At 55.4% G+C, this 25856-nt stretch carries 18 protein-coding genes; 9 read left to right on the top strand and 9 right to left on the bottom strand.

Features of this window, described 5'->3' with window-relative positions; all coding sequences use genetic code 11:
• Positions 1-22 precede the first annotated feature (22 nt).
• Both CHB99_RS20030 and CHB99_RS29595 read right to left on the bottom strand, forming a co-directional pair.
• On the bottom strand, positions 23-805 hold the full coding sequence (locus CHB99_RS20030; protein WP_052419493.1) for a hypothetical protein: 783 nt from the start codon (positions 803-805) through the stop codon (positions 23-25).
• 45 nt (positions 806-850) lie between these two features.
• Positions 851-1123 carry a hypothetical protein gene (locus CHB99_RS29595; RefSeq protein ID WP_141137315.1) on the bottom strand — a complete coding sequence of 91 codons (273 nt, stop codon included), beginning with the start codon at positions 1121-1123 and terminating at the stop codon, positions 851-853.
• Between the two features lie 823 nt (positions 1124-1946).
• Between CHB99_RS29595 and CHB99_RS20025 the strand changes: the two genes are divergently transcribed.
• From CHB99_RS20025 to CHB99_RS20005, 4 genes are all read left to right on the top strand, one after another.
• Positions 1947-2204 (top strand): hypothetical protein, encoded by a 258-nt coding sequence (locus CHB99_RS20025; RefSeq protein WP_089266607.1) that lies wholly within the window; start codon positions 1947-1949, stop codon positions 2202-2204.
• Positions 2205-3174: 970 nt separating this feature from the next.
• A complete protein-coding gene (gene avs3a / locus CHB99_RS20015) occupies positions 3175-9426 on the top strand; it encodes an AVAST type 3 anti-phage nuclease/ATPase Avs3a (protein WP_042126867.1) in 6252 nt (2083 codons plus the stop codon).
• Complete coding sequence (gene avs3b, locus CHB99_RS20010; protein WP_042126869.1) at positions 9404-10084, top strand: AVAST type 3 anti-phage protein Avs3b; 681 nt, start codon at positions 9404-9406, stop codon at positions 10082-10084. The genes avs3a and avs3b overlap by 23 nt, the downstream gene beginning before the upstream one ends.
• 420 nt (positions 10085-10504) lie before the next feature.
• Positions 10505-11152: a hypothetical protein gene (locus CHB99_RS20005; protein ID WP_042126871.1), complete on the top strand. Its 648-nt coding sequence runs from the start codon at positions 10505-10507 to the stop codon at positions 11150-11152.
• Here CHB99_RS20005 and CHB99_RS20000 read toward each other — a convergent pair.
• Positions 11149-12147, bottom strand: coding sequence for a hypothetical protein (locus tag CHB99_RS20000; protein WP_042126873.1), 999 nt, complete (start codon positions 12145-12147; stop codon positions 11149-11151). The genes CHB99_RS20005 and CHB99_RS20000 overlap by 4 nt on opposite strands.
• 658 nt (positions 12148-12805) lie before the next feature.
• Here CHB99_RS20000 and CHB99_RS19990 point away from each other — a divergent pair.
• Positions 12806-17920 carry an NACHT domain-containing protein gene (locus CHB99_RS19990; RefSeq protein WP_042126875.1) on the top strand — a complete coding sequence of 1705 codons (5115 nt, stop codon included), beginning with the start codon at positions 12806-12808 and terminating at the stop codon, positions 17918-17920.
• 78 nt (positions 17921-17998) lie between these two features.
• On the opposite strand, the gene CHB99_RS19985 is transcribed toward CHB99_RS19990, so the two are convergent.
• A complete protein-coding gene (locus CHB99_RS19985; RefSeq protein WP_052419494.1) occupies positions 17999-18367 on the bottom strand; it encodes a hypothetical protein in 369 nt (122 codons plus the stop codon).
• Between the two features lie 280 nt (positions 18368-18647).
• Between CHB99_RS19985 and CHB99_RS19980 the strand changes: the two genes are divergently transcribed.
• Entirely contained in the window at positions 18648-18926 is a 279-nt protein-coding gene (locus CHB99_RS19980) for a helix-turn-helix domain-containing protein (RefSeq protein WP_042126877.1), read from the top strand.
• 472 nt (positions 18927-19398) lie between these two features.
• Positions 19399-20376, top strand: coding sequence for a DNA-binding protein (locus CHB99_RS19975; protein ID WP_042126878.1), 978 nt, complete (start codon positions 19399-19401; stop codon positions 20374-20376).
• Between the two features lie 3 nt (positions 20377-20379).
• Here the strand turns inward: CHB99_RS19975 and CHB99_RS19970 are convergent, their stop codons facing one another.
• The gene (locus tag CHB99_RS19970; protein ID WP_042126880.1) at positions 20380-20883 is read right to left on the bottom strand and encodes a GNAT family N-acetyltransferase; all 504 of its coding nucleotides are present in this window, start codon (positions 20881-20883) and stop codon (positions 20380-20382) included.
• Positions 20884-21001: 118 nt separating this feature from the next.
• On the opposite strand from CHB99_RS19970, the gene CHB99_RS19965 reads away from it, so the two are divergent.
• Together CHB99_RS19965 and CHB99_RS19960 are read left to right on the top strand one after the other, a co-directional pair.
• Positions 21002-21199, top strand: coding sequence for a hypothetical protein (locus CHB99_RS19965; protein ID WP_042126911.1), 198 nt, complete (start codon positions 21002-21004; stop codon positions 21197-21199).
• Entirely contained in the window at positions 21200-21949 is a 750-nt protein-coding gene (locus tag CHB99_RS19960) for a phytanoyl-CoA dioxygenase family protein (RefSeq protein WP_042126883.1), read from the top strand.
• Between the two features lie 40 nt (positions 21950-21989).
• On the opposite strand, the gene CHB99_RS19955 is transcribed toward CHB99_RS19960, so the two are convergent.
• The 4 genes from CHB99_RS19955 to CHB99_RS19940 form a co-directional block, all read right to left on the bottom strand.
• Positions 21990-22418: a TOBE domain-containing protein gene (locus CHB99_RS19955; RefSeq protein ID WP_042126885.1), complete on the bottom strand. Its 429-nt coding sequence runs from the start codon at positions 22416-22418 to the stop codon at positions 21990-21992.
• Positions 22419-22523: 105 nt separating this feature from the next.
• Positions 22524-23771, bottom strand: a complete 1248-nt coding sequence (locus CHB99_RS19950) for an MFS transporter (RefSeq protein WP_042126912.1) — start codon at positions 23769-23771, stop codon at positions 22524-22526.
• Positions 23768-24487, bottom strand: a complete 720-nt coding sequence (locus CHB99_RS19945) for a 2OG-Fe dioxygenase family protein (RefSeq protein WP_042126888.1) — start codon at positions 24485-24487, stop codon at positions 23768-23770. The genes CHB99_RS19950 and CHB99_RS19945 overlap by 4 nt, the downstream gene beginning before the upstream one ends.
• A gap of 16 nt (positions 24488-24503) precedes the next feature.
• Positions 24504-25841: an ATP-grasp domain-containing protein gene (locus tag CHB99_RS19940; protein WP_042126890.1), complete on the bottom strand. Its 1338-nt coding sequence runs from the start codon at positions 25839-25841 to the stop codon at positions 24504-24506.
• Positions 25842-25856: the final 15 nt, after the last annotated feature.

Raw genomic sequence — 25856 nt, 5'->3', positions numbered from 1 at the left:
AGCCTAGTGCCTCTACCTCTCCTTAAATCTGGCTTCTTAGATATTCAGACATGTTTTCGAAACTGCTGACCACAGCGCAATTTGAATAACTCTCGATCCCGATTCGCTTATCTGATAGCAGGTTTGCGAATTTTCTGTCTGTAAATAGCGCTTGGGCAACGGGGAGAGCAGACGCCGCCACCATGAAGTCATTGGGATCTCCGTTTTTGTAACGGCGGTTTGGATCAAACCTCATTAGGCCATACAGCGAGCTTAGGATACGTAATGTCGGCATGGCCTTCGAAGCAGGGTCTTCCTTCCAGAGGCTCATCGCCTTCAGTGCAGTCAAAGTTATTTGCGGATAATCGAGTTTCTTGTTTTCGTTGATGAACCATGCTTCGATGCCTCCTCTAAGCTCAAGAAATATACCCATGTTAAGATTTGCCACTTCGGACTGATGCTGAGCCTTGCCATGATTAAGGTCGGCAATTCCTCGTGAATTATCCCATTGTCTCCTTGGCGAGGTGCTGGCGATTTCTAACTGGATGGAAAATGGGGTCTCATAATTAACATCAAAAAAAGCTTTATTGAATGTATTTTGATCTACATATTCCTTGACGAAAGGCGGGAGTGAGATAGTCGGTATTCCGATCATCTCCACAGGACTACACAGAAAATTTTCTAACCCCTCCACCTCATCAAATTTGTTCGTTTGAAGCAGTTCCAGCTCAGAGCCTACACGATCATGATAGGACGTGATGCTAAGCCCTTGTGAAAGCTCATCAACTATTAGCCTTAACGTGTCCTGAGTATTTGGATCGATCATTGAGGCCAGTTCAAAATAAGTCGGAACACCTATTGGGAATGCAAACTACCCAGTCTGAAAGACTTGTTCAATACTCGCGCCAAATGCCTTCATTGCCGCCGTCAGCGTTGGTTTGCCTTGCCGGAAATCTGCCAGGCATTTCCAGGCGAGGGTGTCCAGATAAATGAGTTTGAATGAACTGGCGTGGGCGTTTTTTTCTCTTCGCCGCTGCTTGAGGTGGTCAACGAAGCTGACTTCCGGATGGCGTCGATGGATATCAATATAATGATTTAATCGAGTGGCAGATGTTTGGATGGCTGATTCGAGTGGCGTTGGCATGATTTTTCTAGTTAATCCTTCACTAAAACTTTAAGAACTAAAACAGGATCATATATCAAGAGAGCATAAGCGTCCCTGCTTTCAGATGGCCATAGTCCAGAGCCGCTATCGATTGTTTCTCAGAGCTGGCGCTATCTAACCATTCAGGCACTCCCATATGTGGGTAGGAACGCCGTGTGTGAATAGCAAACATCGATGTGACTCTCCCTATGCAGCCCGTCCTGATATCAGATGTACGGCTTAAAGCCCACTAGGCTGCAATGCTTGATCAGGCAGCGCCGGCGGCCGTGCCCTTAAGCCCCGACATCCCAGCGACACGCTTCGTCGACTGCTACCAATCATGCCTCGACAGCTTGGCACAACCCAGCTAGAGCCTATGACACTCCGCGTCTTAAGCCCATAGTCTCTGGACGCTCTTCACGAGCGATGCTAATTTGACGGCGTGATTCGGCTATCTCAAGTGTGCGATGGCTGCCCAAGAACAGTTGGACGCTGCTTCCTACCCCACTGTAACCAACGGGAAATGTGCAGCGAAGTCTGAACCTCCTCGCCAACTGCTACATGAGACTGGGAGAAACAGCGAGGGAGGGGTGCGATGAGCATTTTCGAACAAGCTGGTTCAGCAGCTTTACACCTGCGCCTTACGGCGTTCGGTAGCGTCGTCGGTGTGCTTTGCGCAGCTGGCGTTGCCCCAGTAACCGCTGTTGTGCTGGTGCTTTGCGTTGCTATTGTCTTGACAAGGGTGTGAGGCTAGGGAGGCCGTGTAGGCGGATGCGGCCTTTCGAACCTTTGACTTCCACCACCCAGCCTATACGGACATCACATGAAACTGGACATGGACGACCTCCGCGCCAAGCTGCAAGAGCGCATTGATCAGATCAACAGCGCCCCATCACTGAGCGAGCTGATCGACTCTGGTGAAATTATCAAGCACTCTCGCGGCTATGAGGTGCGCTCGGAAAGAGCGTGGAAGGCGATAGCTCCCCACTTGAAAAGCATCATCTCTCCCTCGGATAAGTCGAAGCCAACTCTCGTGACGCTTTACCGGCGAACGATCAATAAGTGTTCGATCAAAATCTAGGAGCCTCAGACTCGCATTGTCGTTCTGGCGCCGCGAGGATGGTGGAGGCCAAAGCGAGATCCATGCTCCGTGCTTCAGCAGGCAAGCCACAGAGGACTTAGGCTGCTTGTCGAAGCAGGAGGACATCACTGTTCTCGAACTCAATGGCTTTGCCCTGGTAGACGCCTGCATCTACCAAGAGCTCCGCAGTGGTGCGTGCCTGCAACCAATGGAATATTTGAGCGAGTGGTGCACCCAAATCGATCAGCCTTGGTTGCTCAAGCGGTTTTCAAGTGACGTTCTGTCACGATGTGCGGTGACTGCATGAGTTTAGGTTTATCGAGAGGAATGACCCCAAGCCAACAGTTTCAAGCAGATCAGCACAACTGGTTTCGATAGAGCCCAATGCCGGCAGCAGAACCTGCGCCAATCGCGAAATTAGGAGACAAACCCAAAGCCGCGGCTGTTAAGGGCCGGAGCGAATCTGTTGCAGAATAAAGAGACTTTTTCCGGGGAAGTCTCCTCATTGAGCATTTTTCCGGGAAAGTCTCTTTATTCAGCGGCGCGGAAAATTCTCAGGTAACCCTCAGAAATCATTTTGAGCGGACGTACCAAGGAGAACTGAGCCACTCAGGTCTTCAAATAGACATCTTGTTGGGAAATATCACCTGACTTGACCACCTATTTGCACTCGACTTGACCAGCCATTTGCATCGGATCTGACCAGCGCACGGGTACTCCTTGACCGGCAGATATCGGCAGCTACGGCTAGGGGTAGTTCGCGACTGACCGCTATCGACCCATGGCTGCTTTTGGGGGAGAGCAGCTCGCGGCCAATGGCAGGCGTTTGAGCCGCCGTGGCCAACACCTGCTATATAGCGAAAGCAGCTTCACGACCTTTGAAGTCAGCAACCGTTTATGGGCAGGGCAACTAAGGACAACCCGGTCCTGTAGACTCCGTTCAACGGCGGATGCAGAGAGTGCGGAAAATATGGCGAAGCGAGGTTCTATAGGTCCTTCCAGAAGTGGCGACCAGTTCCATTATCAATGGGCGGCTCGACAATGCCTTGGGTTACTTGCTGTGGTGGACGGCCTGGTAGCGGTGGCGATCGAAGGAGCTTCACTGGACGAGGGGGCTACATCCACGAGTGTCGGAGACGAAGTCATCGACGTAGGCCTTTACTACGGTAGCGAAAACGTCATAGCAGCACAGTCAATTCGCTATGTGCAGCTCAAACACTCCTCTAGGCAAGCGCACGTACCTTGGACGGCAAGCGGCCTCAAAGGAACTATTGAAGGTTTCGCAGGGCGTTTCAAGGAGCTGGAAGCGTCGCTTGGACTGGATGCCTTGGCGAAGAAGGTTCGGTTCATTTTTCTAACTAATAGGCCCATGGATGGTGCTGTTCTTGAGGCATTGGCCGACATCGCTGCGGGGACAATACCGCCGCGGCACATTGAAATAGACGAGTTGCTGAAACGGTATGCGGCGTCAGCCGGCAGCAACGTACAGGGCTTTTTCTCCGCGTTCTCGGTTGAAGCTGGTGAGCCTGATCTATGGGAGCAGCGCAATCTCCTTAGTCAGGATCTGAATGCATACCTGTCAGATCCGGACACAGAGGCTGCCCTCCAACTAAAGGAATTGGTCACCCGCCGCGCAACCGATGAAGGCGCGAAGGATCGTTCCGTCCGACTCTACGATGTACTTCGCGCACTGCACGTGACAGAAATCGATCTCTTGCCGGCGCCCTTGTTGATCTCGGAACCGAAGCAATTGCTGCCTCGAGCACAACAAGCAGACATCCTGGCCGAAATTCTCACTGCAAAACGCCCCGTGATCATCCACGCAGACGGTGGTGTGGGCAAGTCGACTCTTTCTGCTCATCTGGCTCATACGATGCCTGCGGGGTCGGTGGCGGTTCTGTACGACTGCTTTGGTGACGGGACTTATCGCCAAGCCTTGAAGTATCGCCATCGGTACCGAGATGCCCTCGTCCAGATCGCAAACGAGCTCTCTGGGCAGCAGCTTTGCCTACCACTGATTCCGTCCGGCGGCACAGACTCCAAGCAGTTCATGCGGGCCTTCGTATCTCGGCTCAAGCAGGCCATTGATCTTCTTCGAGCCCGCACACGTCAGGCGAGCCTTTGCGTCATCATCGACGCGGCCGACAACGCGTACATGGCGGCGCAAGAGATTGGTGAGCGGGCTTTTGTTCATGATCTGATCAATACGGACATGCCCGACGGGGTCCGTTTGGTATTCACGTGTCGATCACACCGGCAGAGTTACCTGGGAGCTCCGCTCGACGCCATAGTTATTAAGTTGGAGTCGTTCTCGAAAGCTGAAACTGCCACACATCTACGACTGAGTTATCCCGAGGCAACGGACGCGGAGGCAGCAGAGTTTGCCTTTCTCAGCAGCAACAATCCTCGTGTCCAAGCACTGGCGATGGAGGGCACCCCGCCCATCGGTGAAATGCTCAGGGCCCTAGGGCCAGCACCAATGACAGTTCAGCTCGCGATTGGAGGCCTGTTGGCGAAAGCCATCGACCGACTGAAAGCCGAGTGGGGGCCGACAGAGGCGAATCAGATAGACCTCATCTGCAAGGGCCTCGCGGTGCTCCGGCCCCTGGTGCCCATTTCTATCCTTGCCCAGATCGCTGGCGTTTCAGAGAGCGCCGTTCGTACATTCGCCACAGGGCTCGGGCGGCCGCTCTTCGTCAAAGACTCAGGGCTGCACTTCACGGATGAACCTGCAGAAACTTGGTTCAACGAAACATATAAGCCTGACTCGGCCTCACTCGATGCGTTTCTTTCAAAGCTGAAACCGCTCGCGGCAACCAGCTCTTATGTGGCGGCGGCGCTGCCGCAGTTGTTGCTCTCGGCCGGCAGAATGGACGAGTTGATCACGCTGGCGCTTTCGAATGAGAGCTTGCCCGAGCTCAACCCTCTTGAGCGAAGAGACGTCGAGCTGCAGCGATTAATGTTCGCACTCAGAGCATGTTTGCAGCAGGGGCGGTATGTTGCCGCCGCTAAGCTCGCCCTGAAGGTTGGTGGCGAGGTGGCTGGCGAGGCCCGTCAGAACACGCTAATCCAGAATAACACTGACATTGCCAGCGTTCTGCTCGCGCCAGATCGCATCGAAGAAATGGTCTCCAGGCGCACGTTCCTCGGAGGATTTCTTGGATCTCATCACGCCTACGAGGCGGTGCTGCTTGCCGGAAACGATGACTTCATCCCTGAGGCGAGAAGCAGGTTGCGCATGGCGTGGGAGTCGTTGATCGCTTGGAGCAAGCTACCACCCAAGCGCCGTAAGGAAGACAAGCTTCACGACGCTGATGTCGCTGAGCTTGCTATCGGCGTGCTGAGACTGCAAGGCCCTGCCGAGGCCGCGCGGTTTCTAAAAGGGTGGAGTCCCAAGTCCACCGTTCTGAGAACCTCCAAGCTCGTCGCCGCGAGACTTGCGGACGTCGGCGACTTCAAGGGAATCGATGAGCTCGCCGAGCACGCCGACGGGGATGTCTGGATGATGCTGGGCCTGGTTACCGAGGCAGCCCGAACCGCACATTTGCTGCCGACGGAGCCGATGCGCCACCTGATGGGCGTCCTGGCCGACCCTAAGGTTAAGTTGCCCGAAGAAGATTTCTCATGGAGGTCTTCGAGCAGTGTACTGGACGGAGTCCGGTCTGCAATCACGCTGGCGCTCCAGTGCCTCCCTCGCGACGATACAACATGGGCGGCGACGTTGCGCCGGTATTTGCCAGAAGATCCGCCTCGCCAGTTCCATGACTTCGATGACGAGCGAGCGGACTTCATTCGGGCCTACGCTTTGGAAGCCGCGCTACGTGGAAAACGGATTGAGTTGATTGATCTCGTTCCCAAGGATGTTCGCCCTGAGTTTGAGACAAAGAGATCTTCTGTTAACAGCCAACAAGCGTCCCAGTTGCAGGAAATCACAGGAGGCGTTCTCCCTTGGTTTATCTTGGCAGCCGAGATCGCCTGTGGCCGCCAACCTCAAGACCTTGACCACGAAGTCGAGCTTGCGCTGGCACAGACGGAGTCCGCGTCGTCACGCGACTATCAGCGGCACTTCAATTTGGGGAAGGTGGCGGCTATCGAGTGGGTGCAGATTCTGCGCGATGTGGATTTCATTCCGCAAACTCAGATCGACGCGCTGTTGACGTGGGTCGAAAAGAACGGCCGTATCTACTCAGGCACTCTCACTAAGATGTGCCGCGTGACCGCACGGATAGCAGGGCTGGAGGACCTCTCACTACGACTCAGCTCCAAAGCGTTTGATCAGCTCGTAGCGTCACACAGCGATGCAGAGGCGCGTGTTGATGATCTTCAGGAGTTGGCGCGTGCCATCTTTTGTGTGAGCACGCCCGAAGCGGCTGCCTATTTCGAGAAGGCGATCGACATCGCCAGCAAGATCGGAGAGGAACATCTCTCTCGATGGACTACGCTCCTGGAGTTGGCGGATGCCGCACATTGTTCGGATGAGGCAAGGCCTCGGACCGCTTATCGACTGGCAAGGATTGCCGAGCTCAGCTATGTGCATATGGCCAGGGATAAGTACATGGACTGGGATCGGCTGGTGGAAGGCTTGGTCGGCCTTTGTCCTTCATCCAGCCTCGCAATTCTGAGCCGCTGGCGGGATCGGGAATTCGGCGTTGCTAGCGAGCTGTTTCCCGTCGCAATCTACAGCTTGATCGACAAACGACTCCTTCCACACACCGCCGCAGTGGCTCTGAGTGGCACCGGAAGGGGATGGAAGCGCCTCAATGACATCAGAGCGGCCATCGACGCGGAATCTGTTAACAGTCAGAAAAAATTAGTCCTGCGAATCGCCTACCGATTCCTCCGGATTCAGTCCCACGAAACCTCTACCTGGCGCGAACTCAAGGTTCTAGCTGAGTCCTTGGCGATATCGCTTCCGGATTTGGAGAGGCTGTTCCAGGCATCGATGATGAAAGGCGCCGGTAAGTCGGCAACTACAGCACGCGCTTCCCGGTCGGGGACTAGCAAAAAGGTGCAGGAGCCCGATTGGGATGTCATCTTTAACGGCGTCGATCTCTGCGACGCTACTGCGGTTCTTGCGGTACGGCAATCGCTCAAGAAGGTTGACGGTCGTTCGTACATTCGCGAGTTTTATGAGCAAGGTTGTCGGCGCGCGAAACTGTCGGAGATCGACGGATATCTTCGTGCGATCCAGCTGGATGACGAGTTGAGTGTGTTCAGCTTCATGGACGTCATCCGGCATCTCTCCGAGCCGAGCAAGAGACTCCAGTCCGTCCGCAGGGAGCTCAAAAAGGCAGTCCTTTTGTTGTCTGCTAGTGAACCCAACCGCGTGGGGCGCCGCGGCTGGGGCTATGAGGGCCCGTTTGATGGTCTCTATGCAGAGGGCATCGTGGTGGAGAAGGACGTCGCTTCAGCTCGGATCAAGGGGTACTTGTCGCAGCTCGACACGCTTGGTGCGAACGACTTGTTCCATCTGGTGGAACCGCTGGCTAGGCACTTGACCAGCAACGAGGCCGATGAGGTATTGAACTTCGGCTTTGACCTTCTCGAAGACATTCTCGAAAACGAAGACGGTGATGGTCCTTGGAACGACTCGCTCGCACCATCATCCTCCTGCGAGGATGCGCTGGCTGGCTACTTATGGGCTGGTCTGGCGCGCCCGTCTACTGCAGAACGTTGGGAACACGCCCACTGCGTGCGCAACTGTGTTGAGCTCAACTGGCAATCACTATTGTCTGCGCTAGCCACCCGCGCTACGGGGACAGACCCACAGCCATTTGTTGACCGTGAATTGGTTTTTTATGAGTGGCATGCCCGCCAATGGCTCTGTATTGCTTTGGCGCGAGGCGCGATAGACGTACCTCATGCCATTGCTCCTTTCCTCGCGTTTCTTGAGTCGTCCGCAAGGGAGCAGCATGTCGTCATCCGTCACTTCGCATGGGATGCTTTGAGGCGACTGAATGAAGTTCATGCGCGGCCAGCGAATTTGCTAGCCAGCGCAAACTGCGCTGTTCTGCCTACGGAGATCTACAACCCTAGCGAGCACGAGATCGGCGACGACGATGCGTCGGATGATGAAACCATGGACGACGACGAGAGATACTTTTTCGGGATAGACATCGGCCCTTATTGGTTCGCACCGCTAGGTCGCGTCTTCGGCTTGAAGCAGAAGTCGATTGAACAACGAGCACGGGTAGTCCTGCGTGGTCGTATGTCAATAGGGCCTAGCCGTCGTATCGATGATCAGCGCTATGAGCGCGGGCTTTTCCGAGGGCGAGAGACAAGCCATTCGCATGGAAGTATGCCAGGAGTGGAAGACTGCACCGTCTACCAGTCCTATCACGCCATGATGTTTGTCGCTGGCCAGCTCTTGGAGACCGAGCAGGTACGCCGTCGCGCTGATGAGGAAGAAGATCCTTTCGAAGAATGGTTGAAAGGACAGTTGCTTACCCGCAGTGGTGGTCGGTGGCTTGCGGATCGACGCGATCCCGAGATTTTGAAAGCTGCCTTGTCCGACAGCGGTCGATCAGATGCCTCGTGGTGTTGGCAAGTCGATAGACAGTACTTAGATGAGCAACTAACAACGGACGACGGCATGACGGTCCTGTGGGGCGATTGGAAGACCGCCGATGCGGTTAACGATGAAATGGTGTCGGTAAGGTCAGTACTCGTTCCTTCTTGCCATGCGGCAGCCCTCCTAGCCGCCATGCAGACCAGCCCTAGCCCAGGAGAGATTTACCTTCCAGACGCGGATCACATCGACCATCGGGAGGAGGTTGATGATCCACGGCTGAGGCTACTGGGCTGGGTAAAGACGGGAAGTGACTCGTTGAATCTTGACGAATATGACCCATGGGCTGGCAAAGTAGATTGTCCAGGACCGCGTCCTTCTCAAGAAGTCCTCGATGTGTTGAATCCAATGACGGATCCAGAAATACAATCATGGACACTACCAGCTTGCGGCAAACTGAGAAGCGAATCGTGGTCGCGCAGCGTTGGGTACGGGGAGGAGAGCGACGCCGTGACTGGTACTCGGCTCAGCGCCGATAACAAGTTTATTCGCGCACTGTTGGACGGGCACCCGAACACATCTTTGATGGTCTGCGTTAAGGTCCGCCGCAAGCCACCGAAAGACGAGACTGGCAATGATGACTACTCATTCTACAACTATCCCTACAACCGCTACTATTTGATCGGACACGATGGAATCACTAGATCGCTCTAAAGCTGTTATCGAGCTCGGCAAGCGGATCGTTGCCGGCTTGATGCTCGGCGACGATGTTACTGCCCAATGGATGGCTCACCTGGTAGCCGAAAAAATCTCCACTGCTGAGGATGCGCCCGAATCTGCGCGAGATGCAGCTGTATCGGAGTGCGTGGATTTCATACTGAAGCTTTGGGCGCACCGGCACACATTGCCTCCCTACATGCGGCCGCTGAGGGAGCTAGACCCGCTGCTGCGCACTCTCAATTCCTTAGGTTTGAATAAGGCAGATGGACTCAGGTTTCTCGTGCGACCGCCTAGCAGCGAAGAGCTTGAAAGTGCTACAGAGGAGGAGAAGAAATACTTTGAGTTCGCGATCGCAACGGACCAGGCAGCTAGGGAGCTGATCCGTTACGCACTCAGCGCTGGCGCCGAACGCTCAGTCAATGTGGTCAAGCCATGGTTAGAGGAGGTCGTCGAGGGTGGTTTGGACGCAACCGTGGAATTGCGTGTCTCAAGATTCGTCGAAGAAGGGCTGTTGACGAGACAAAAACAGGTCAAACAACAAGACATGCTCGATCGAATCGATCGACTGGAGAGTTTTGCGAATGCAGCTTTAGTTCTGGCCGAGGAGATGAGGGATACGCTCTCTCATATCCCAGAGCACTCGGATGACTGATACGCATAGCTCCTCGCTCCAGCGAAGCAGCTGCGCCGTCGGACATAGCGGGCGTTTGTGGGAAGGTGGATCAATCCGAGCGAGTAGGACATTGACCGTTGGATTGATCACTGAGATGGGAGAGTGACTAAGGTAAAGAGTGACGAGTTACACGGGTGGATAACGTGATGCTTGTGATTGTCCTTAAATGTGCACGACTTTTCCGCAAGCTGCTTGTTGAAGGTACGGAAGTAATGGGTACTAAAGCTGAACCCCCAACGGCACCCTTTGCCAACTAGACGCTACCAATCTTTTTCGGGTCAGGCCTGCGACGGATGGAGAGGGAGCATTCGCGCGGAAATATGCTGTGGCTCAAGACTGAGAAATTGCAGCGGCCCAGTATTTACAAGATTAATGTAACTATCTACATAGGAAGATATCTTGGACAGGCAGACACAGATATTGAGAATGGTGGAGCAGCTAGAGGACGTACTCGAACAGTTTCCCCTTTCTAGCGTAATCAGATCGCATGCGGAACTCACTGAACAAGCACTGGATGCTTGGTCTGAGCGCCTACGAGATCTTGGCAGTCCGGGGCGTAAATACTGGGACCACCCGGCAGAGTTGATGTACGACGAAGTCGGTGTACTACTTGGGGCCATGTTTGTGCTCATTCAGGCAGCCATCACCGAAACCGTCTCGATCGTAAAACGGGTCTTCGAGCTAAACGGACAGACGATAGGTAAGGAAGCAGTGATGAAACTGGAGGCAGATATCAATCCAGATTCAGGTCTTAGCTGTGTAGCGATCGCTAACGGAGCTGCAAACTTTTATAAACATCGATTCGAATGGCCAGAGGGCTGGCTTGCAAGCGGGTCGCGGGGACAGAATGGCACTATCAACATCGTCCGCGCAGTCGGAATGAGGCCCGCAAAGGACTTGGCGGATAACCTGCTTTGTGCAGTGCGCGCCCTCGCGAGAACACCTGGTGCCAAGCTGAAAAGCTTATCAGATCCGGTTGTGGGAGAATGGCGGGCGCGACTTGCTTTGCGACTTCGCGCTCAATTCGCGCTGAATCAGTATCCCTAGTCGCTGAAGTCTAAGCGGGGATACTCGAACTCAAGCTTCTCGGCTACCGGTTGGGATTTGTATTCGCAACGCGAACGATAGAAATTAGTGGGCACGGAGACTGTTTTTTCAAAAAACTCAGCGAAATCGAAACTGGGAAGCTTGTAGGGCGCAACCAAAACAGCCTCTTGAGCGGCGCCGAGAAACACCACAGGGCTGTCGGATGCTATATTGCTGCACTCATGGGAGTAACTGAAATCCAACGCGTTCGCCATCAGGTATACCTTTTCGGGCACTCGGGAATCTGCAATCTGGTCGTGGGACCAGCTCCACCCGAAATATAAAATCACCCCAGAAACCAGCACGGAGAGGACAGAGTAAAAAGGTGGTTCGTGACGTACCTCACCCGCCAACTTGCCTTTGATCCAGCCGGCACTGATGAGCCCATGAACCAAAGAAAGCACTAGGGCGACGGTGAGCACGAACGGGAGCACAAGCTTGATTATGAGTAGCCCGGTAGTGAACACGAGCGTGATTGGCAGTGCCGATGCGTCTACATGGAAGACACCGTTTACGTATGCTGCGGCGTTCCCTCTTGAATACAGCACCACCCCTGAAAGAATTACTGATATCAGAAACTTTGTGCTCGTGAAGCTCCACAGCGAGCGTACGACGGCTGATCGCTCTATGGATACGCCTATGAAAATGGTGCAAAACACTACAGCCCATAGACGGAATGCGACGGTGTGGTCTTTCACCCACTCAATATCGCTCTCTGCGGAGCGAGTGAATGCGAGCAAAACGCCAATGATTCCAACCAATCCAAGTGCCCAACTGAGCTCATAGTGCCCCCTGTCCTCGGCAGAGCCTTGGCTCGAAAGCCATTTCCCGAGCTGCCGATGGATGTCCCGAACATAATATTTCAGTGATCTGGGACCGTTGTACGCCAAATCATCTTCTCCGCCCTGCAGCTCATGCCGAATGGCCTTGATATCATTTTGAGTTTTTTCGCTCATTGACACGACTTCTTTTTGATGAGTAGAAATATGGTGATTTTGCGCGATCGGTGCAATTTAATGAAAACGCCTTAGAAATGTTAGCCTTGGTTAAAGACGCATTGTCGCCTTCTCCTCTCGCCGCTATTTTACAGATCGCCACTCAATTACTTTACCAGCCTGTTCCAGGGCCGACTGCATCCATTGAGGCTTCCTTGAGGCCTTGAGCTGCTCAAACTCCTCAAGACCCAATGACTTCAAGGCGTGCGTAATAACGCTCATAGTGGGTTCTTCCTTGCCGAGATAGAACAAGGCGATTAGCATGCTGATTCAGCCGCAATGGCTACATCTGTCGCGTCGACGGTAGACCAACAATGACGTCAGTGTCACTACCATATCAGCGACTATCACCCCTCAGCTTGAGACGGCCGCACCCTTTAAGCCGAACTATTGAGCAATCCATCTGAAATACAGAACGACGACGAAAGTAGTAATAGCCTCGGCGGGTCTCCACACCGAGACGTCTAGCTCAGATTGGTGTTCGAAAGGCCTTGCCATAAACTTGCTCCCCGGGAGCCCAAGTCTCTCTAAGACGCCAAGGTCGATTCCTCGGCTCTTCTGTGCAATAGTCGAACCCGTGCGCGCATGATGCTCGCGGATAGAGGTGGAGTTCAGCAGAATGGAGATCGGCTCAAGCCCGGCATCGCGAGGGGCGGCCGGGGCGTATATCGAGGGTGAGCTCGGGGCCTTGTATTTGCTTGCCTTGATAACTGGCAATCGTGCCCGGGGTCTACCTCAGGCCCGGGTCGTTAGTGTTCAGTTCCAAGGCGTTGAAAACGGGTTTGCGCTAGACGATCTGATCATTTTTGGCGCTGGCCATGATGGCGACTACATTCTCGAGATTCAGTCGAAACGAGACATCACCTTCTCTCCGGCTGACAAAGTCTTCAAGGACGTCGCGACCCAATTAGCACAAAGCAAGGTCCGCTCTGTTCCGGAGGATCGACATTTTCTAGGTATTGCCACCCAGCGAACAAGTCGCAATATCTCGGGAGCCTACCAGGATGTCCTGAAGTGGGCGCGCAGCGCGGAACATGCGGAAGCATTTTTCACTCGCTTGGCGGCCAAGGGCGTCGCGAGTAGCTCAATGCGCGAGTTTATCGCGACGACGCAAAAGCACTTGGTCTCAGGCGGTGTCGTCGATGACCCTGAAACCATTTGGCGAATCTTGCGGCGATTGCTCATCCTTGAGTTTGATTTCGAGGCGACGTCTCCGATGGCCCGCACGCACGGAATATCGCTGGCACGAACAGCACTGGCGGACGGCGAGGAGGGGCGGGCAGAAGCGTTATGGAGCCGCTTGATCGAGTTTTCGATCAAGACTGGAACGACAGGCGGTACCATAGACCTTCAAGCCCTTAGGGCAAATCTAGCCGAGGCAGGCTTTCAACTTGCCGGCCACAGGGAATATGGCCAGGCTCGCGCCAAACTTGCCGAACTTGCGCACAATACGCTCGCCCATATCGGTATGAATGTGGCGGGGGTAACATTGCTTCGCTTGGAGGCAATCTCTGCGATCGATGATGCATTTGAAAACCACCGCTTCGTGGTGGTTCGAGGAAATCCGGGCGTAGGTAAATCCTCGATCCTCCGCCATTTCGCGGAGCGGGCCGCGCGCCTGGCGACGATTATAGTTCTTGATCCCGACTCTACGCCTTCGGGTGGATGGCTAGCGTTTTCAAACGCCCTGGGCATTCCAGGGGTGGCCTCCGATTTCTTGAACGATTTGGCCGCAAGTGGTGGTACGGTAATTTTCATTGACGGCCTGGACATGTTCGAGGACACGGGACGCCAGAGAACAGTCCTGGAGATCCTCAGAGCCGCAAGCGCGATTCCAGACTTCAAAGTCATTACCACCATGCGCAACGCCAATGACATCTGCGACGTGATATGGCTCGACGAGCAGATCGTTACCGCATTGGGTGGCACCCAACGTGTTGAGATTGGAGCGCTTTCTGACGCTGAAGTCGCGACACTCATCGAGCAAGCTCCGGCGCTTCAGTCAGTACTTAGCTCAAGTCATCCTGCAGCCGGGCTTTCTCGCAATCTCTACCGTCTTTCCCGACTACTTAAGGTGTCAAGCCCAACCCGCGTACACACGGAAGCGGGTATGGCTCGGTTGTGGTGGTCAACTGCCGACAACGCGCCGACAAAAGACATACGGGGCGCTCAGCGGCTCGTCGCAGCATTGGCGGAAAGTGTGCTTAAAGGCGGGAGAGGATTGGAGGTTGGCGAGGATTCAGCAGCACGCTCCCACTTAGTGGAAACCCTGACGCTCAAGGAAATACGACGTGACTGCCTAGACTTCTACCACGATGTGCTCTGTGATTGGGGGATCGGCAGTTACCTGGCTGAAAACTTCCAACATTTGGCGAGCCTAGATCTGAGCGTGCCGGTATCTCCGCGAATTGCACGGGGCATTGAGTTCTCGGCTCGCTTAGTTCTCGAATCCGGCGCGGATGCTGGCCAGTGGCTTCAGCTGCTGCAGGCCCTCGCTGTCTCTGGTGCGCATAGTTCGTGGCGGCGCCAAGCGATCCTCGCCTTACCGCGTTCAGAGATAGGCTACCAACTGCTCGACAAGTGCAGAGACCATTTACTTGCCAATGAGGCAGCACTCCTTGTAGAGCTGTGCACAACAGTCTCCGTTGTTGAAACAATATCGGTAGCCGACCTGAAGACCCTAGAGGGAGCTCCCGTTGACAAGCCGCGGTCATTTCGGATCTCGATTACCTGGTCCGCCACTCTCGTTCTATGCTGGCTGCTGAAACATAAGGCAGCGATTCCACTGCAAGCGATTCCCACGATAGTCGAGCTCGTAAAAATTCAGCTCTTTTCGCTGAAAGAGAATCCGAGCCTTGGCCGTGAAACTGCGATCATGCTCTTCGGATGGTTGCGGCAGCTGGACCTCCGTGACGCTGAAGTGACGATCCCTGGTGCGCGATCGCAGGCTATTGATCAAAACAGCATGGTGGAGCGACTTCGTTTAATCGCTGTGATGCTCGGCAGCTACGCCCCTGATGAGCTTAAGCTCTATCTGAAGGAGGTAGCCAACGAGGAGAGTGGTTACAAGACGAATGCGATTCGAGAACTTTCAAATGCTATTGCTCCGGTTGCGCCTCGTGAGTTAGCTGACTTGGTGCTCAAAAGCCTTGTGCCGGCAGAAGCGGACTATGGGTTGGGAGGCCGAATCAGGGAGCGTGCACTCACGTACGCGGACAGCAGTTACCTGCCAGCTTCGCCAGCACAACCACCGTTCCTGGACCTACTGGAATCCGCACCTGACGAAGGATTGCGTTTGATCCGAACGCTCGTGTCCCATGCCATCACATTCAGCACAGATGACAATGACACTATGGACTCGGGTTTCGCCATCGATCTTGGTGATGGGCCACGACTCTTTCCTCGACCAGACAGCTATCTCTGGTCGCGAGATCAATGCAATGAGGGTGCTGTGGCATCTGGGCTCAAGGCACTCGAAGCCTGGAGTCAGCAACGACTCGACGGCGGAATGGCGGCCGAGAATGTACTCACCGACATACTTGGTCCTCAAGGCAGTTGCGCTGCGTATGTTCTGGTCGCAGTCGATGTGCTTCTTTCCCACGCCGACGTTGCACATGATGCATTGGCACGGTTCATTGCCAGCCCAGAGCTGCTCGCCGCTGACAGTGTGCGTTGCAACCATGATCGCCGGGGATCCGTGCTCGACCAGTTTGCCCTGCAAGGGGAGCCCTATGCCAAAGTCAAACTCGCTGATTTGGAGGGTCGCCCATCACGGCGCGTCGCGCTGTTTGACATGGTTCCTTGGTACCTGGCAGATGACGAAGTAGCGAACCGCTTGCGTGCGCAATTAAGTGCCGCGATAGCAGGTCTTGAACCCATCGGAGCCTATTCAAGTCGGGGTGATAAAGAGGTCATTGCGCGCATTGCCAGTAACATGCTGCAGAGATCGAATTGGATTGACATTGAGGGCGGAAAATTGGCCTATCAATCGCCACCAGAAGAGGCGGCGAACCTCCAGGCTATGGCGGAGCGTCAAATAGTGTCCTGGGGGCCAAGGGAGATGGAATTGCGCATCGATCTCGCGTTCGACGGCAATGTCGATCATGCCAATGCTTCTACCGCGCGCGAAGCAGTTGCCTACGCGAGCGGAGGCTTTCCTGACGACAGTGACACTGATTATCAAAAAACACGCTCAACTCGGCTCATCATGACCGCCTTGCTGGCAGCGCGCGATGGTGACGATGAGTTGCTAGCTTCTGCGGCCGGATGGATTCGCCAAGTCATCAATATTACGCTTGAAGAGCGCTCAGATCGCCACGCAACCTCCACCGAGACGCTGCGCTTCAACCGACAGGCTATAGCCATTCTTGCTTTGATTCATCTCTGGACCCGCACTGGTGACGAATCCGATCGGAACGACCTGATTCGACTGTCAGTGCGCAACGATCGTTGCGCTGCGCCGGCATTCTCCATCGGACGCGAACGGATCCTTGAGCACGAGCCCAAGCTCTTCAAGGCAGCAATGCGTGCTGCTTTTGCCAGCATGGTTTGGCGCTGGAGCGACCAATCGAAAGAGGGTGAATCCGAGCAGGTTCGCTTCTGCGCGGATCAAGCGAAGAACAGCAATATGGCAGTGGCAGCCGAGATCGCCTGGTTGGATGGCGGCCCCGAGCCGGCGTGGCCTGCCTGGCCCGAAGAACAACCTATTCTCCAGCAGCGCATGCGCATTCGTATTCCGAGCCTGTCGAATGCGGCCAGCTCGAAAGAGAACGATGCTGCCAAGCCCAACGCTGCCAATTCTTCATCAGACATTCGTCTCGACAGCCGTTCAGCAGCACAATGGTTGAAGGTGGTGCAGGAAGCACCACGGGAGGCAATCAGTTGGCGCTCTGAGGTGGTCTTGGCCTATGCGGCCTGGACCTCACGAATGAACGGTCTGGGGCTACCGGCAGATGTTGAGATCAGCAGTGATCCGAATGAGTGGAACTCGTCCTATTACGCGCTGTTCGCTGAGCGGCTGCTCGATCGCACGAATGCATCCTGGGAGAATGACCTCAAACTGGTGACAGATTTGCCGGGTAAGCAATTCGGCAAGATCGCCCAAGTGGTTATCCTCTCGGCTGACGCGCTTTACTTTAACGACCGGAGCCATCCTCCAGGCAGGCCAACTGAATTACGCGCCAGGCTGACATCGCAAGTGATGAGCCTTCAAAGCTGGCAGAATTCCGATAACCCATCTGCGCCGCGGGTCAAAAGCGATCTCGCCGGCATCGTCGCCCGCATGTTCCTGAATACCTACAATCCATTCGGTAATACCTACTGCTACCTTCCGCCGTCGTTGTCCGACCGTGTGGATCCGCTCCTTTCACCAATAGCTCCGCTGTTACCGGGGGGGCCGACGGCTTTCGTAGCACTGTGCACGCTGAATCTGCTCGAGGTGAGATCCCATACATCCCACCTGGGGTTTCTTCTTGAGGCGGCCGAATCCTGGTTTGGACGCACTGACTCGTCAGACCTGTGGGTCAATTTAGGAATCGGGCGGCGCGTTGTTCAATGGTTCGAGCAAGCGGCCCTCCAAGAGCCTGATTTGCTCGGACCAGTGCATCCATGTCGTGCTCGTATCGACTCAATGGTAGGGCGCCTGGTAAGCGTTGGAGTTGCCGAGGCTCATGAGTTCGAGAAGAAAATCGCCGATGCTGCTGAAGCCCATAGGGAGAAGCGCTATCCATCCTAACTGAGCAACACGGACACTGGTCGGTGACTCCTGCAGACTGGCGAGTAGGAGCGCACGGCTGGGAAGCCGGTTCTTGCTCTAAACATACGAGTAGAGACTGACATTGTTGACAGGTGGTCGGCACTCGCTAGCCTCAGTAACTCGTTGCGACAGTTCTGCACTGGTGTAAAAAGTGCGCGCCGTTTTTCTTTTTCGGAGATCGAGTTCTCCAAGCTTGTAGACCTGTCCTTTAGCTCGATAGACCATAGCGGTTTCATTGGTGTCAACGCCGGAGTAGAGCGTGATGCTGTCGAGCTCGGAAAGCACCCATTGATTCTGGCCGCTGATCGAGGGAGGGCACATCATCTGCACCTGATGGATTTCCACATCCCTAGCTGTCAGTAGATAGTGGCGAAGCTCATATGCGCAGTTGACGATCGCAGCGCGATTCCTCTGCCCGGTATGCATGCACTTTATCGTGACAAAAAAGCAGAGGCCTTCCAGCTCACAATGAGTCCAGGTTCTTACATCCCGTGTTACGGGGTCGAATATGAAAAGCACTTGAGGCTCCGGGATAGAGAAAATGGTAAGCGTCGAGTGGCTGCCGCATGAGGAGCGGCACTAACATTCGTGAAAGATGGCGGAGTGAAAACTCGGAAAGCATACTGCCAATTCAAAATGAACACTATAGGTTGTAGTCCTATAGGGTTCAAAAAAGGCTTCATCATTCCTTTTGCGAGGAATGATGATGGACGTGAAGCAAGCGTTTGGTATAGCGCTACGAAACGCGCGCAAACGGCAAAAGCTCACTCAGGAGGACTTTTCGATAGTAAGTAGCAGGACCTATTTGAGCTGTCTTGAGAGAGGCACCAAGGCGGTTAGCCTGGAGAAGGTCGTTGAACTGACTGAGCGATTGGGTATTCACCCGCTGGCACTGATCGTCGAGACATTTCTAGTCATTGATCCCGGACTCGACTTAGAACAACTGGTAGACAGTGTCAAATCCGAGATGAAAAAGCCAAGTTGAGTAGTGCGTTTTAAATCTTTGTGAGGGGCACGAACTATGTGTAATTGCTGCGCATGTCAGTACACTTGATTTTGATTGCGCAAACTTGACCGTCGTACTGCTGAATTCCTTGTCTTTCCTTTTGACAGATGAAGGGGGGGTCGGATAGCTTTCCGCTTTTCCTCATCTCCCATCACTGGGCGCCAGCCCTTAGGCCTCTCGATCAGAGGCGCAAAATCCCCAAGCCCTTCACCATGCAGCCACGGCGGCACACCGCTCGCACCGCCAGAATCTCATTTCTGATGACAGCGATCTCACTTCTGATGACCGCCGAGGCCGCGCAGCGACGTTTTACCCCCTGAATCGACTATCACATTCGATAAGTCGTGATTATTTAATCTTAAATTTCAACGTTTTCATGTTTCGCCATTGACTAAATTGGTATGTAAATACATGATACGTACCACATTATGAAATTGCAGGAAAAGGCAACATGGCCCGCGGTGGTATCAACAAGGCAGTCGTGCACAAGGCCCGTCAGGCGATCCTGGCCCGGGGCGATCACCCCAGCATCGACGCGGTGCGTATTGAACTCGGAAACACCGGTTCGAAGACCACCATTCATCGTTATCTGAAAGAGCTGGAAATCCAGAAACCGCCGGCCACCACCAGCGTGCCGGACCTCAGCGAGTCCATCAGCGGCCTGGTGCGGCAATTGGCCGAGCAGTTGAAGGAAGAGAGCGACAGCAAGGTCGCCGAGGCGCAGAAGTCGTTCGATGTGGAGCTGGCCGGGCTGAAGACCCAGTTGCAGGACAGCCAGCAGGCCCTGGCCGCGGCGCAGCAGCAGTTGCAGATCCAGGGCGCGGCGCTGGCGGCGGAATCGGCCGAACTGGCCACCACCCGCAGCACGCTGCAGAGCGAGCACACGCGCAATGCGACCTTGAGCCAGGCGGTGGGCGAGCTGAACCTGCGTCTGGCCGACAAGGACGAGCAGATCGCCTCGCTGGAAGACAAGCACCAGCACGCCCGCGATGCCCTGGAGCACTACCGCACCGCCAGCCGCGAACAGCGCGAGCAGGACCAGCGCCGCCACGAAGCGCAGGTGCAGCAGTTGCAGGGCGAGTTGCGCCAGTTGCAGCAGACGCTGATCGTCAAGCAGGACGAAACCACGCGCCTGAACCGCGACAACGAACGTCTTCTGGTGGAAGCGCGGCATATCCAGCGCGAGTCGCAGCAGCTCAAGGACCAGTGCGAGCACTACATCGGCGAAGGACGCACCCTCAGTGCCAACCTGGCGCAGTCCCAGGGTGCCCGTGAAGAGCTGCAGCGGCAGAGCCAGGCACTGTCGGCGCAGATGGAGCAGGTCAGTGGCGAGCGGCGCCAGTTGGCCAAGCAGGTCAAGCAGCTGGAAGCTGATCTCGACGCGCTGCGTCAGGCGCAGCAGACACCACCCGCCGATCCGGCGGAGTAAGGATCACAGCGCCTTGCGCATGGCGCAGCGGTCCGACAGGCCGAGCGCCTGTTCGTGCCGCAGTTGCCAGCGCAGAAACTCGCCGGCCTGTGCGTCGTCCAGGCGCTGGAAACCCAGCCGGGTATAGAAGGGTGCATTCCAGGGCACCGTGGCGAAGGTGGTCAGGGTCAACGCCTTGAAGCCTTCGCCACGGCCCCAGGCTTCCACGCACGCCAGCAGCTTGCGCCCCAGACCGTGCCCCTGGCTGGCCTGGGCAACCGACAGTTCTTCGATGTGCAGCGCGTCGTCCTGCGCGCTGGCGCAGACGAAGCCCAGCGCCTGGTCGCGCTCGTCCACCGCCAGCCAGTGCAGGCCCTGGGCGATGAAGGCCAGGTGCTGCTCCACGCTCAAGACGTCGTGTCCGGCCAGCCAGGCCAGCTTCTCCAGGGCAAGGAACGACTGCGCTGCCGAGCGCTCGATGACCGGGAGCAGGAAGGCGTCTTCGGGGCGGGCAAGGCGGATGTTCATCGGTACCTCGATGGGGTTGCGGGGCCACACCTTACCAGCATCGGCCCGTTGATCGGCTGCCCGGCACTCCTTTCCCGGGGTCTGCTCGAATGAGGATATCCCGATGGAGGTCCGCGTCATGAACAACACCCCCGAACCCCATGACGATCCGCTGTGGAAGGACCCCCTGGTCAATCCGCAGCGCGAACACGATCCGGTCACCGATCCGAATGTCAACGGCGACCGGAAACGGCCGACCGGGCCCGGCGATATCAATCACGAAACGTACGAGCCGAAGTCGGACCCGCCAACGCCGTTGTCGGACGAGCGGCGCTAGGTGAGCGCAATTGACGGGCAGTTGCAGGCCCTGCATCGCGAGGGCTTCGTCCTCCTGCCCGGCGTGGTGGATGCCGGGCAGGTCGAACAGCTGCGGGCGGCCATCGCCCGGCTCGAACCTGAACACTGGGACTACAGCGGCCTGCTCGATCATTTCAAGTGCGTGTTCAACCGCGATCCGCTGTGGCTGGCGTTTCTCGACCTGCCCGGGGTGATCGAGCTGGCCGAGGCGGCGCTGGGTGATGATTGTCACGTGATCGGCCAGACCGCCTGGCGTTGCCATCCGGGCTATCGCGGCCTGCCGCTGCACCTGGATTACCTGCCGCTGGCGCTACCGGAGCAATGGCTGGGCGATCCGGCTTTCGACTTGCCGATGTTCATCTGTACGGCGCAGTTGTACCTGGACGACATCGATCTCGACCTGGCACCGACCCGCGTAGTGCCGGGCAGTCACCGTGCCGGCAGGGCACCGCTGGCGGGCGAGGAGGGCTGGCGGGGGCAGGTGGCCCGGCCTGTGCTGTGCAAGGCCGGCGATGTCCTGGTGTTTCGCAGCGAGCTCTGGCACGCCGGCAGCGACAACCGCACCCCGGACCGGATGCGGCGGTTGCTGCAGATCCACTATGGGCGGCGCATGGTGGCGCAGAAGTTTTCGCCTTATCTGCGCTGGCGTTTCAATCCGCGGGTGCTTGCCGCCGCGACCCCGCGGCAGTTGCGCTTGCTGGGCGATCATCTCGAAGCCGAATACGACTGAGGGGGAGCAGGAGCACCCTTCGATGCTCCTGTGAAGTGCATCAGGCCGGTACGCCGAGGATGATGTGGGAGGCCTTGATGACTGCGGTGGCATTCACGCCGGGTGCCAGTCCCAGTTCCTGGACCGCGTCGCGGGTCACGATCGAGTAGACCCTGGTGCCGCCAGCGAGTTCGAGCGTCACTTCGGCGTTGACCGCGCCATCGGTAACGTTCACGACCTTGCCGCTGAGGCAGTTGCGTGCAGACAGACGAATATCGCTGGAGTCGGTCATCAGCATCACCCAGGGGGCCTTGATCAAGGCGACGGCATCCACGCCTGGCGCGAGTTTCAGGCTGCTGACGCTCTCCATGGTAACCACCGCCACCAGCGTCTCGCCGCCAGCCAGCTCCATGATGACCTCGCTGTTGACCGCGCCGGGGCGCAGCTCGCGAACTTTTCCTTTGAATACGTTACGGGCACTGACTTTCATGACGGGCTCTCATATTGGTGTAAAATCTGACCACGGTGTCAGGTTTCGATATGTAGTTTCCACCATAACGGTGTGAGGGAGGACGTTAGCTCGCGTCAAGCCTAATCAATGTGGACGTTTCCTCAAGTCTCTGCGTCGGTTATTGCTATCGCGGTGTGCGCGGTGGCTCAGCAACGCCACCCCTACCAATGTCAGCAATGGCAAGCCATGAAAGATCACGATCACCACCGCTGGCGAAAACCACACATAGAACGGTGCCACGATCAGCATGCCAATCCCGAATCCGGTCTGCTGCAGTAGGGTCATCAGGCTGAACACCGGTAATCGCAATTGATCCGGCTCACTCTGGATGCGCGAGACAAGACTCACGTCGGAAATGCCATCACCAATCCCCGCTATCGCAACGAAGGCCAGTGCCCACGGGATTGCGCTCTGTTGGAAGGTGCCGATGAATCCCAGGGACATCAGCGCGACGCCGACAAGAAACAGCCGTTCCAGTCGCACAACCGCGCCGCGGCGCAGCAGGCCATCGGCAACCCGCGCGCCGGTGAACTTCCCCGCCGCCCAGACGGCCAGCAGCAGTCCCATGGTCTTGCCCGCGGACGCCGGCGTGATCAGTTCGGAAAGAATTGGAAAGCCCACGTTGTGCGCGGCGCTCCCCAGGGTATCGGCGATAGTGACCAGCAGCATCCCACCCAGGATCGGCGCGGAGCGCAGTCCTGAGCGGAGGTTGCGCCATTCCTGCTGTTGACTCTGCGCGGGGCCCTGCGTCGGCGTGACGAGAAAACGCAATGGCAGCACGCAAAGCCCAGCGAACAGGCAAACCACGATGTTGAGCAGGAACACCGCCTCATAACCAATGCTGGCCAGAAGGAGCCCGGCCACCAGACTGCCGGCCACCGCACCCATCGCGGACAGTGAAGTCAACCAGGCGTTGGTGGATATTCGCCGGGACTCCTCCACCCACCAAGGCAACTGGCTGTTCAGGCCTATGGCAAACATCGAATTGCCCAGACCTATTCCCAGCGCGATCGCGGGCAGTACGTACAGTTGCAGTCCAGACGGCAGGATCAGCAGCAAGCTCAGCAATGAGGCACGCAGGATATCGAAGGCCAGCAACGAGAATCGCCCACGAAAGCGCCGGAAGAAGGGCACGCCAACCAGGCTCGCCAGCACACCCCCCGTAACCCGGCAGGCGAGGAACAGACTGACCTGCAGTACGCTCTGGCTCAGCATATACACGTAGGTGGACAGCGCGACCATGTTGAGGAAGGCGCCGAAGTCGGAAAAGAAGCGGGCGGTTATGATCAAGCTGATATTCGTTGCGTAAATGGAATGTCCTTCCTGGATCATAATGGCGCCTCCCATGCAGACTTTCGGCAACTCACGATAAGCATATCTCTCCAGGCCGGAGCCCCTAGTGCTTTTTGCCTGACTGCCGATGCTCTATGCCAGCACTGGCGATCATCAATAACGAGGGTTTCCAGGAAGCCTGTCATTTCTTTCCTGAAAAGAAGGGCGTCTTCATCTGGATGGCTGAACACCTCTGAAATCACGGGCAAGATGTTCTGGGAACGAACGAAATGCATAAACACCATGTCATACTCATCTTGATGAATTCCGGACGTTGTTGGACTGATCGCTCCTGCCTCCGATTTTATCCTGAACTGATGAATATCCAGCTCTATTGATTTACCCTGGCCAATGAACGAACGGCAAAGCTCAAGATCAAAAAGAAGAACGGCCTGCAGAATGGGATCCGATATGAACCCCTCCTCGCAATACGTGAGATTGTTTACCCCTTCCTTATATGCTATCTCGTATTTTGCGGCAGAGGAGTAAGAGCTGTTTCTGTTGATTGTCAGTGTTGACGGGGTATGCCCGGAGAGGGAGTATCGCAGGATTCTGCGGGCGCGACTGGTGTATTCCTTGAAGTTTTCGTCTGGGACAAGATCCCCCCACCAAGAAGAGAACAGTTTTTTCTGCAAGGGGCTGCTGAAGGCCCGCTGCGCTATGTTCTTAATATGCAGGAAGCCTGCTTCTTTTAGGGACTCAACAAGACTATTCATGTGTACGAACACCTGCTTAGTCGATTACTGGGCTTATCAGATCCGAGACCTCGCGGTACAGTGATCTGGCTGAAGCGGTGTCTTTCACTTTTGCCCAGCATTTGAGCAGATAATGCTCTTCTGTTTCTGATGTCACCATGGCGCCGTCCTTCAGTTGCTCGAACTGGAGAATTTCCATTTTATTCTGCAACGTTCCAGTGTCAGTGACCTCCCGATATCGCCCAGGTGAGTCTGGGTACAGAGCAATCATGGCGTATCTATCCGTACATCTATTCACCCTGCTCCAGGCTTGTGCTAAGCGCTCAGCAATGGAGTTGTCGTTCAGTAGTAGGTCAAGATAGGTTTCCCATGGATCCAGTTCGGCAATGTCGGTAAAGGCTGAACTGACATATAGGCCACCAAGGCGGGGGTTGATTTCAATCACAATCGGACCATTCGAGGTCATCTTAAATTCAAAGTGAGCTATTGCGTTGTCCAATCCGACGGCCTCGATGCAAAGTCGAGCATACTCACGTATCCTTTGCTGTTGTGCCGAAGAAAAAGACTCGGGTGGTGTGATCAGAAGGTTTTCTAGAATGGTATTTTTTCGATCAGTAAGTATAAGTTTCTCGTTTATGATCAGCGGATGAACTGAACCATTTGCTATTACACATTCGACACTACCTTCTATACCGTCTATCCATGATTCGAGCAGAATGGTCGCCCCGGGAAAGTTCCCATCTCCCGTGGGTCGCTCGAAACTTCCAAAACTGTCCCTGGAGAGGACCTGGTCGAAATCAGCTCTATAAATATCGTAATGTTCTATCAGTTCCCGCAGGGTGTGACATTTCTTGATGAATGCAGAGCGTGCACCAAATCGCGGCTTCGCGATCAACGGGTAGCCAATTTTTTCTGCTTGCTCGATTAGTTGAGATTGGTTATGGCATAGCGCGAATGCGGTCGATGCAATGCCTTTTTCCTTAAGTGCTTCGCGCATCGAGAACTTGTCATTGCACAAGCCGATGCTCATTGCGGAAGAGTAGGTAAGTCCTAAAGACTTGCAGATATTGGCGACAATGACTCCGATTTGACCAAATCGTGTAGCCTGCCCAGCGTAGCAAAATAGTGCTTTGATCCGGTAGGTGGAATGCAAAGTCGACAATGACGCAAGTATGGACTGTTCGTCCAGTGATTCAAGTAGGATGACCTGGTCGCTGTCGTTGTACAGTCGCGTCAAAGAGGATCGATTCTTTCTCGCAATGGTCAAGCAAAATAATCCGCGCCTGCGTGCAGCCGCGAAATGCGGCTCTCGATAGCTGTAGCACGACTGTTCCGTTTCATCAACATCAACAAAGACAATAACGTTGGTTTTCATCGATACCTTCCTCGC

It is taken from the genome of Pseudomonas japonica, assembly GCF_900188455.1.
In the GTDB taxonomy this organism is placed as follows: Bacteria; Pseudomonadota; Gammaproteobacteria; order Pseudomonadales; family Pseudomonadaceae; genus Aquipseudomonas; species Aquipseudomonas japonica.
The sequence above is the reverse complement of the archived record's forward strand: the minus strand, read 5'-3'. Positions and strand labels throughout refer to the sequence as shown.

Coding starts and splice junctions, on each gene's coding strand:
- CHB99_RS20030 (WP_052419493.1), bottom strand. CDS start 805: ATGATCGATCCAAATACTCAGGACACGTTAAGGCTAATAGTTGATGAG.
- CHB99_RS29595 (WP_141137315.1), bottom strand. CDS start 1,123: ATGCCAACGCCACTCGAATCAGCCATCCAAACATCTGCCACTCGATTA.
- CHB99_RS20025 (WP_089266607.1), top strand. CDS start 1,947: ATGAAACTGGACATGGACGACCTCCGCGCCAAGCTGCAAGAGCGCATT.
- avs3a (WP_042126867.1), top strand. CDS start 3,175: ATGGCGAAGCGAGGTTCTATAGGTCCTTCCAGAAGTGGCGACCAGTTC.
- avs3b (WP_042126869.1), top strand. CDS start 9,404: ATGGAATCACTAGATCGCTCTAAAGCTGTTATCGAGCTCGGCAAGCGG.
- CHB99_RS20000 (WP_042126873.1), bottom strand. CDS start 12,147: ATGAGCGAAAAAACTCAAAATGATATCAAGGCCATTCGGCATGAGCTG.
- CHB99_RS19990 (WP_042126875.1), top strand. CDS start 12,806: ATGGAGATCGGCTCAAGCCCGGCATCGCGAGGGGCGGCCGGGGCGTAT.
- CHB99_RS19985 (WP_052419494.1), bottom strand. CDS start 18,367: ATGCATACCGGGCAGAGGAATCGCGCTGCGATCGTCAACTGCGCATAT.
- CHB99_RS19980 (WP_042126877.1), top strand. CDS start 18,648: ATGGACGTGAAGCAAGCGTTTGGTATAGCGCTACGAAACGCGCGCAAA.
- CHB99_RS19975 (WP_042126878.1), top strand. CDS start 19,399: ATGGCCCGCGGTGGTATCAACAAGGCAGTCGTGCACAAGGCCCGTCAG.
- CHB99_RS19970 (WP_042126880.1), bottom strand. CDS start 20,883: ATGAACATCCGCCTTGCCCGCCCCGAAGACGCCTTCCTGCTCCCGGTC.
- CHB99_RS19965 (WP_042126911.1), top strand. CDS start 21,002: ATGAACAACACCCCCGAACCCCATGACGATCCGCTGTGGAAGGACCCC.
- CHB99_RS19955 (WP_042126885.1), bottom strand. CDS start 22,418: ATGAAAGTCAGTGCCCGTAACGTATTCAAAGGAAAAGTTCGCGAGCTG.
- CHB99_RS19950 (WP_042126912.1), bottom strand. CDS start 23,771: ATGATCCAGGAAGGACATTCCATTTACGCAACGAATATCAGCTTGATC.
- CHB99_RS19945 (WP_042126888.1), bottom strand. CDS start 24,487: ATGAATAGTCTTGTTGAGTCCCTAAAAGAAGCAGGCTTCCTGCATATT.
- CHB99_RS19940 (WP_042126890.1), bottom strand. CDS start 25,841: ATGAAAACCAACGTTATTGTCTTTGTTGATGTTGATGAAACGGAACAG.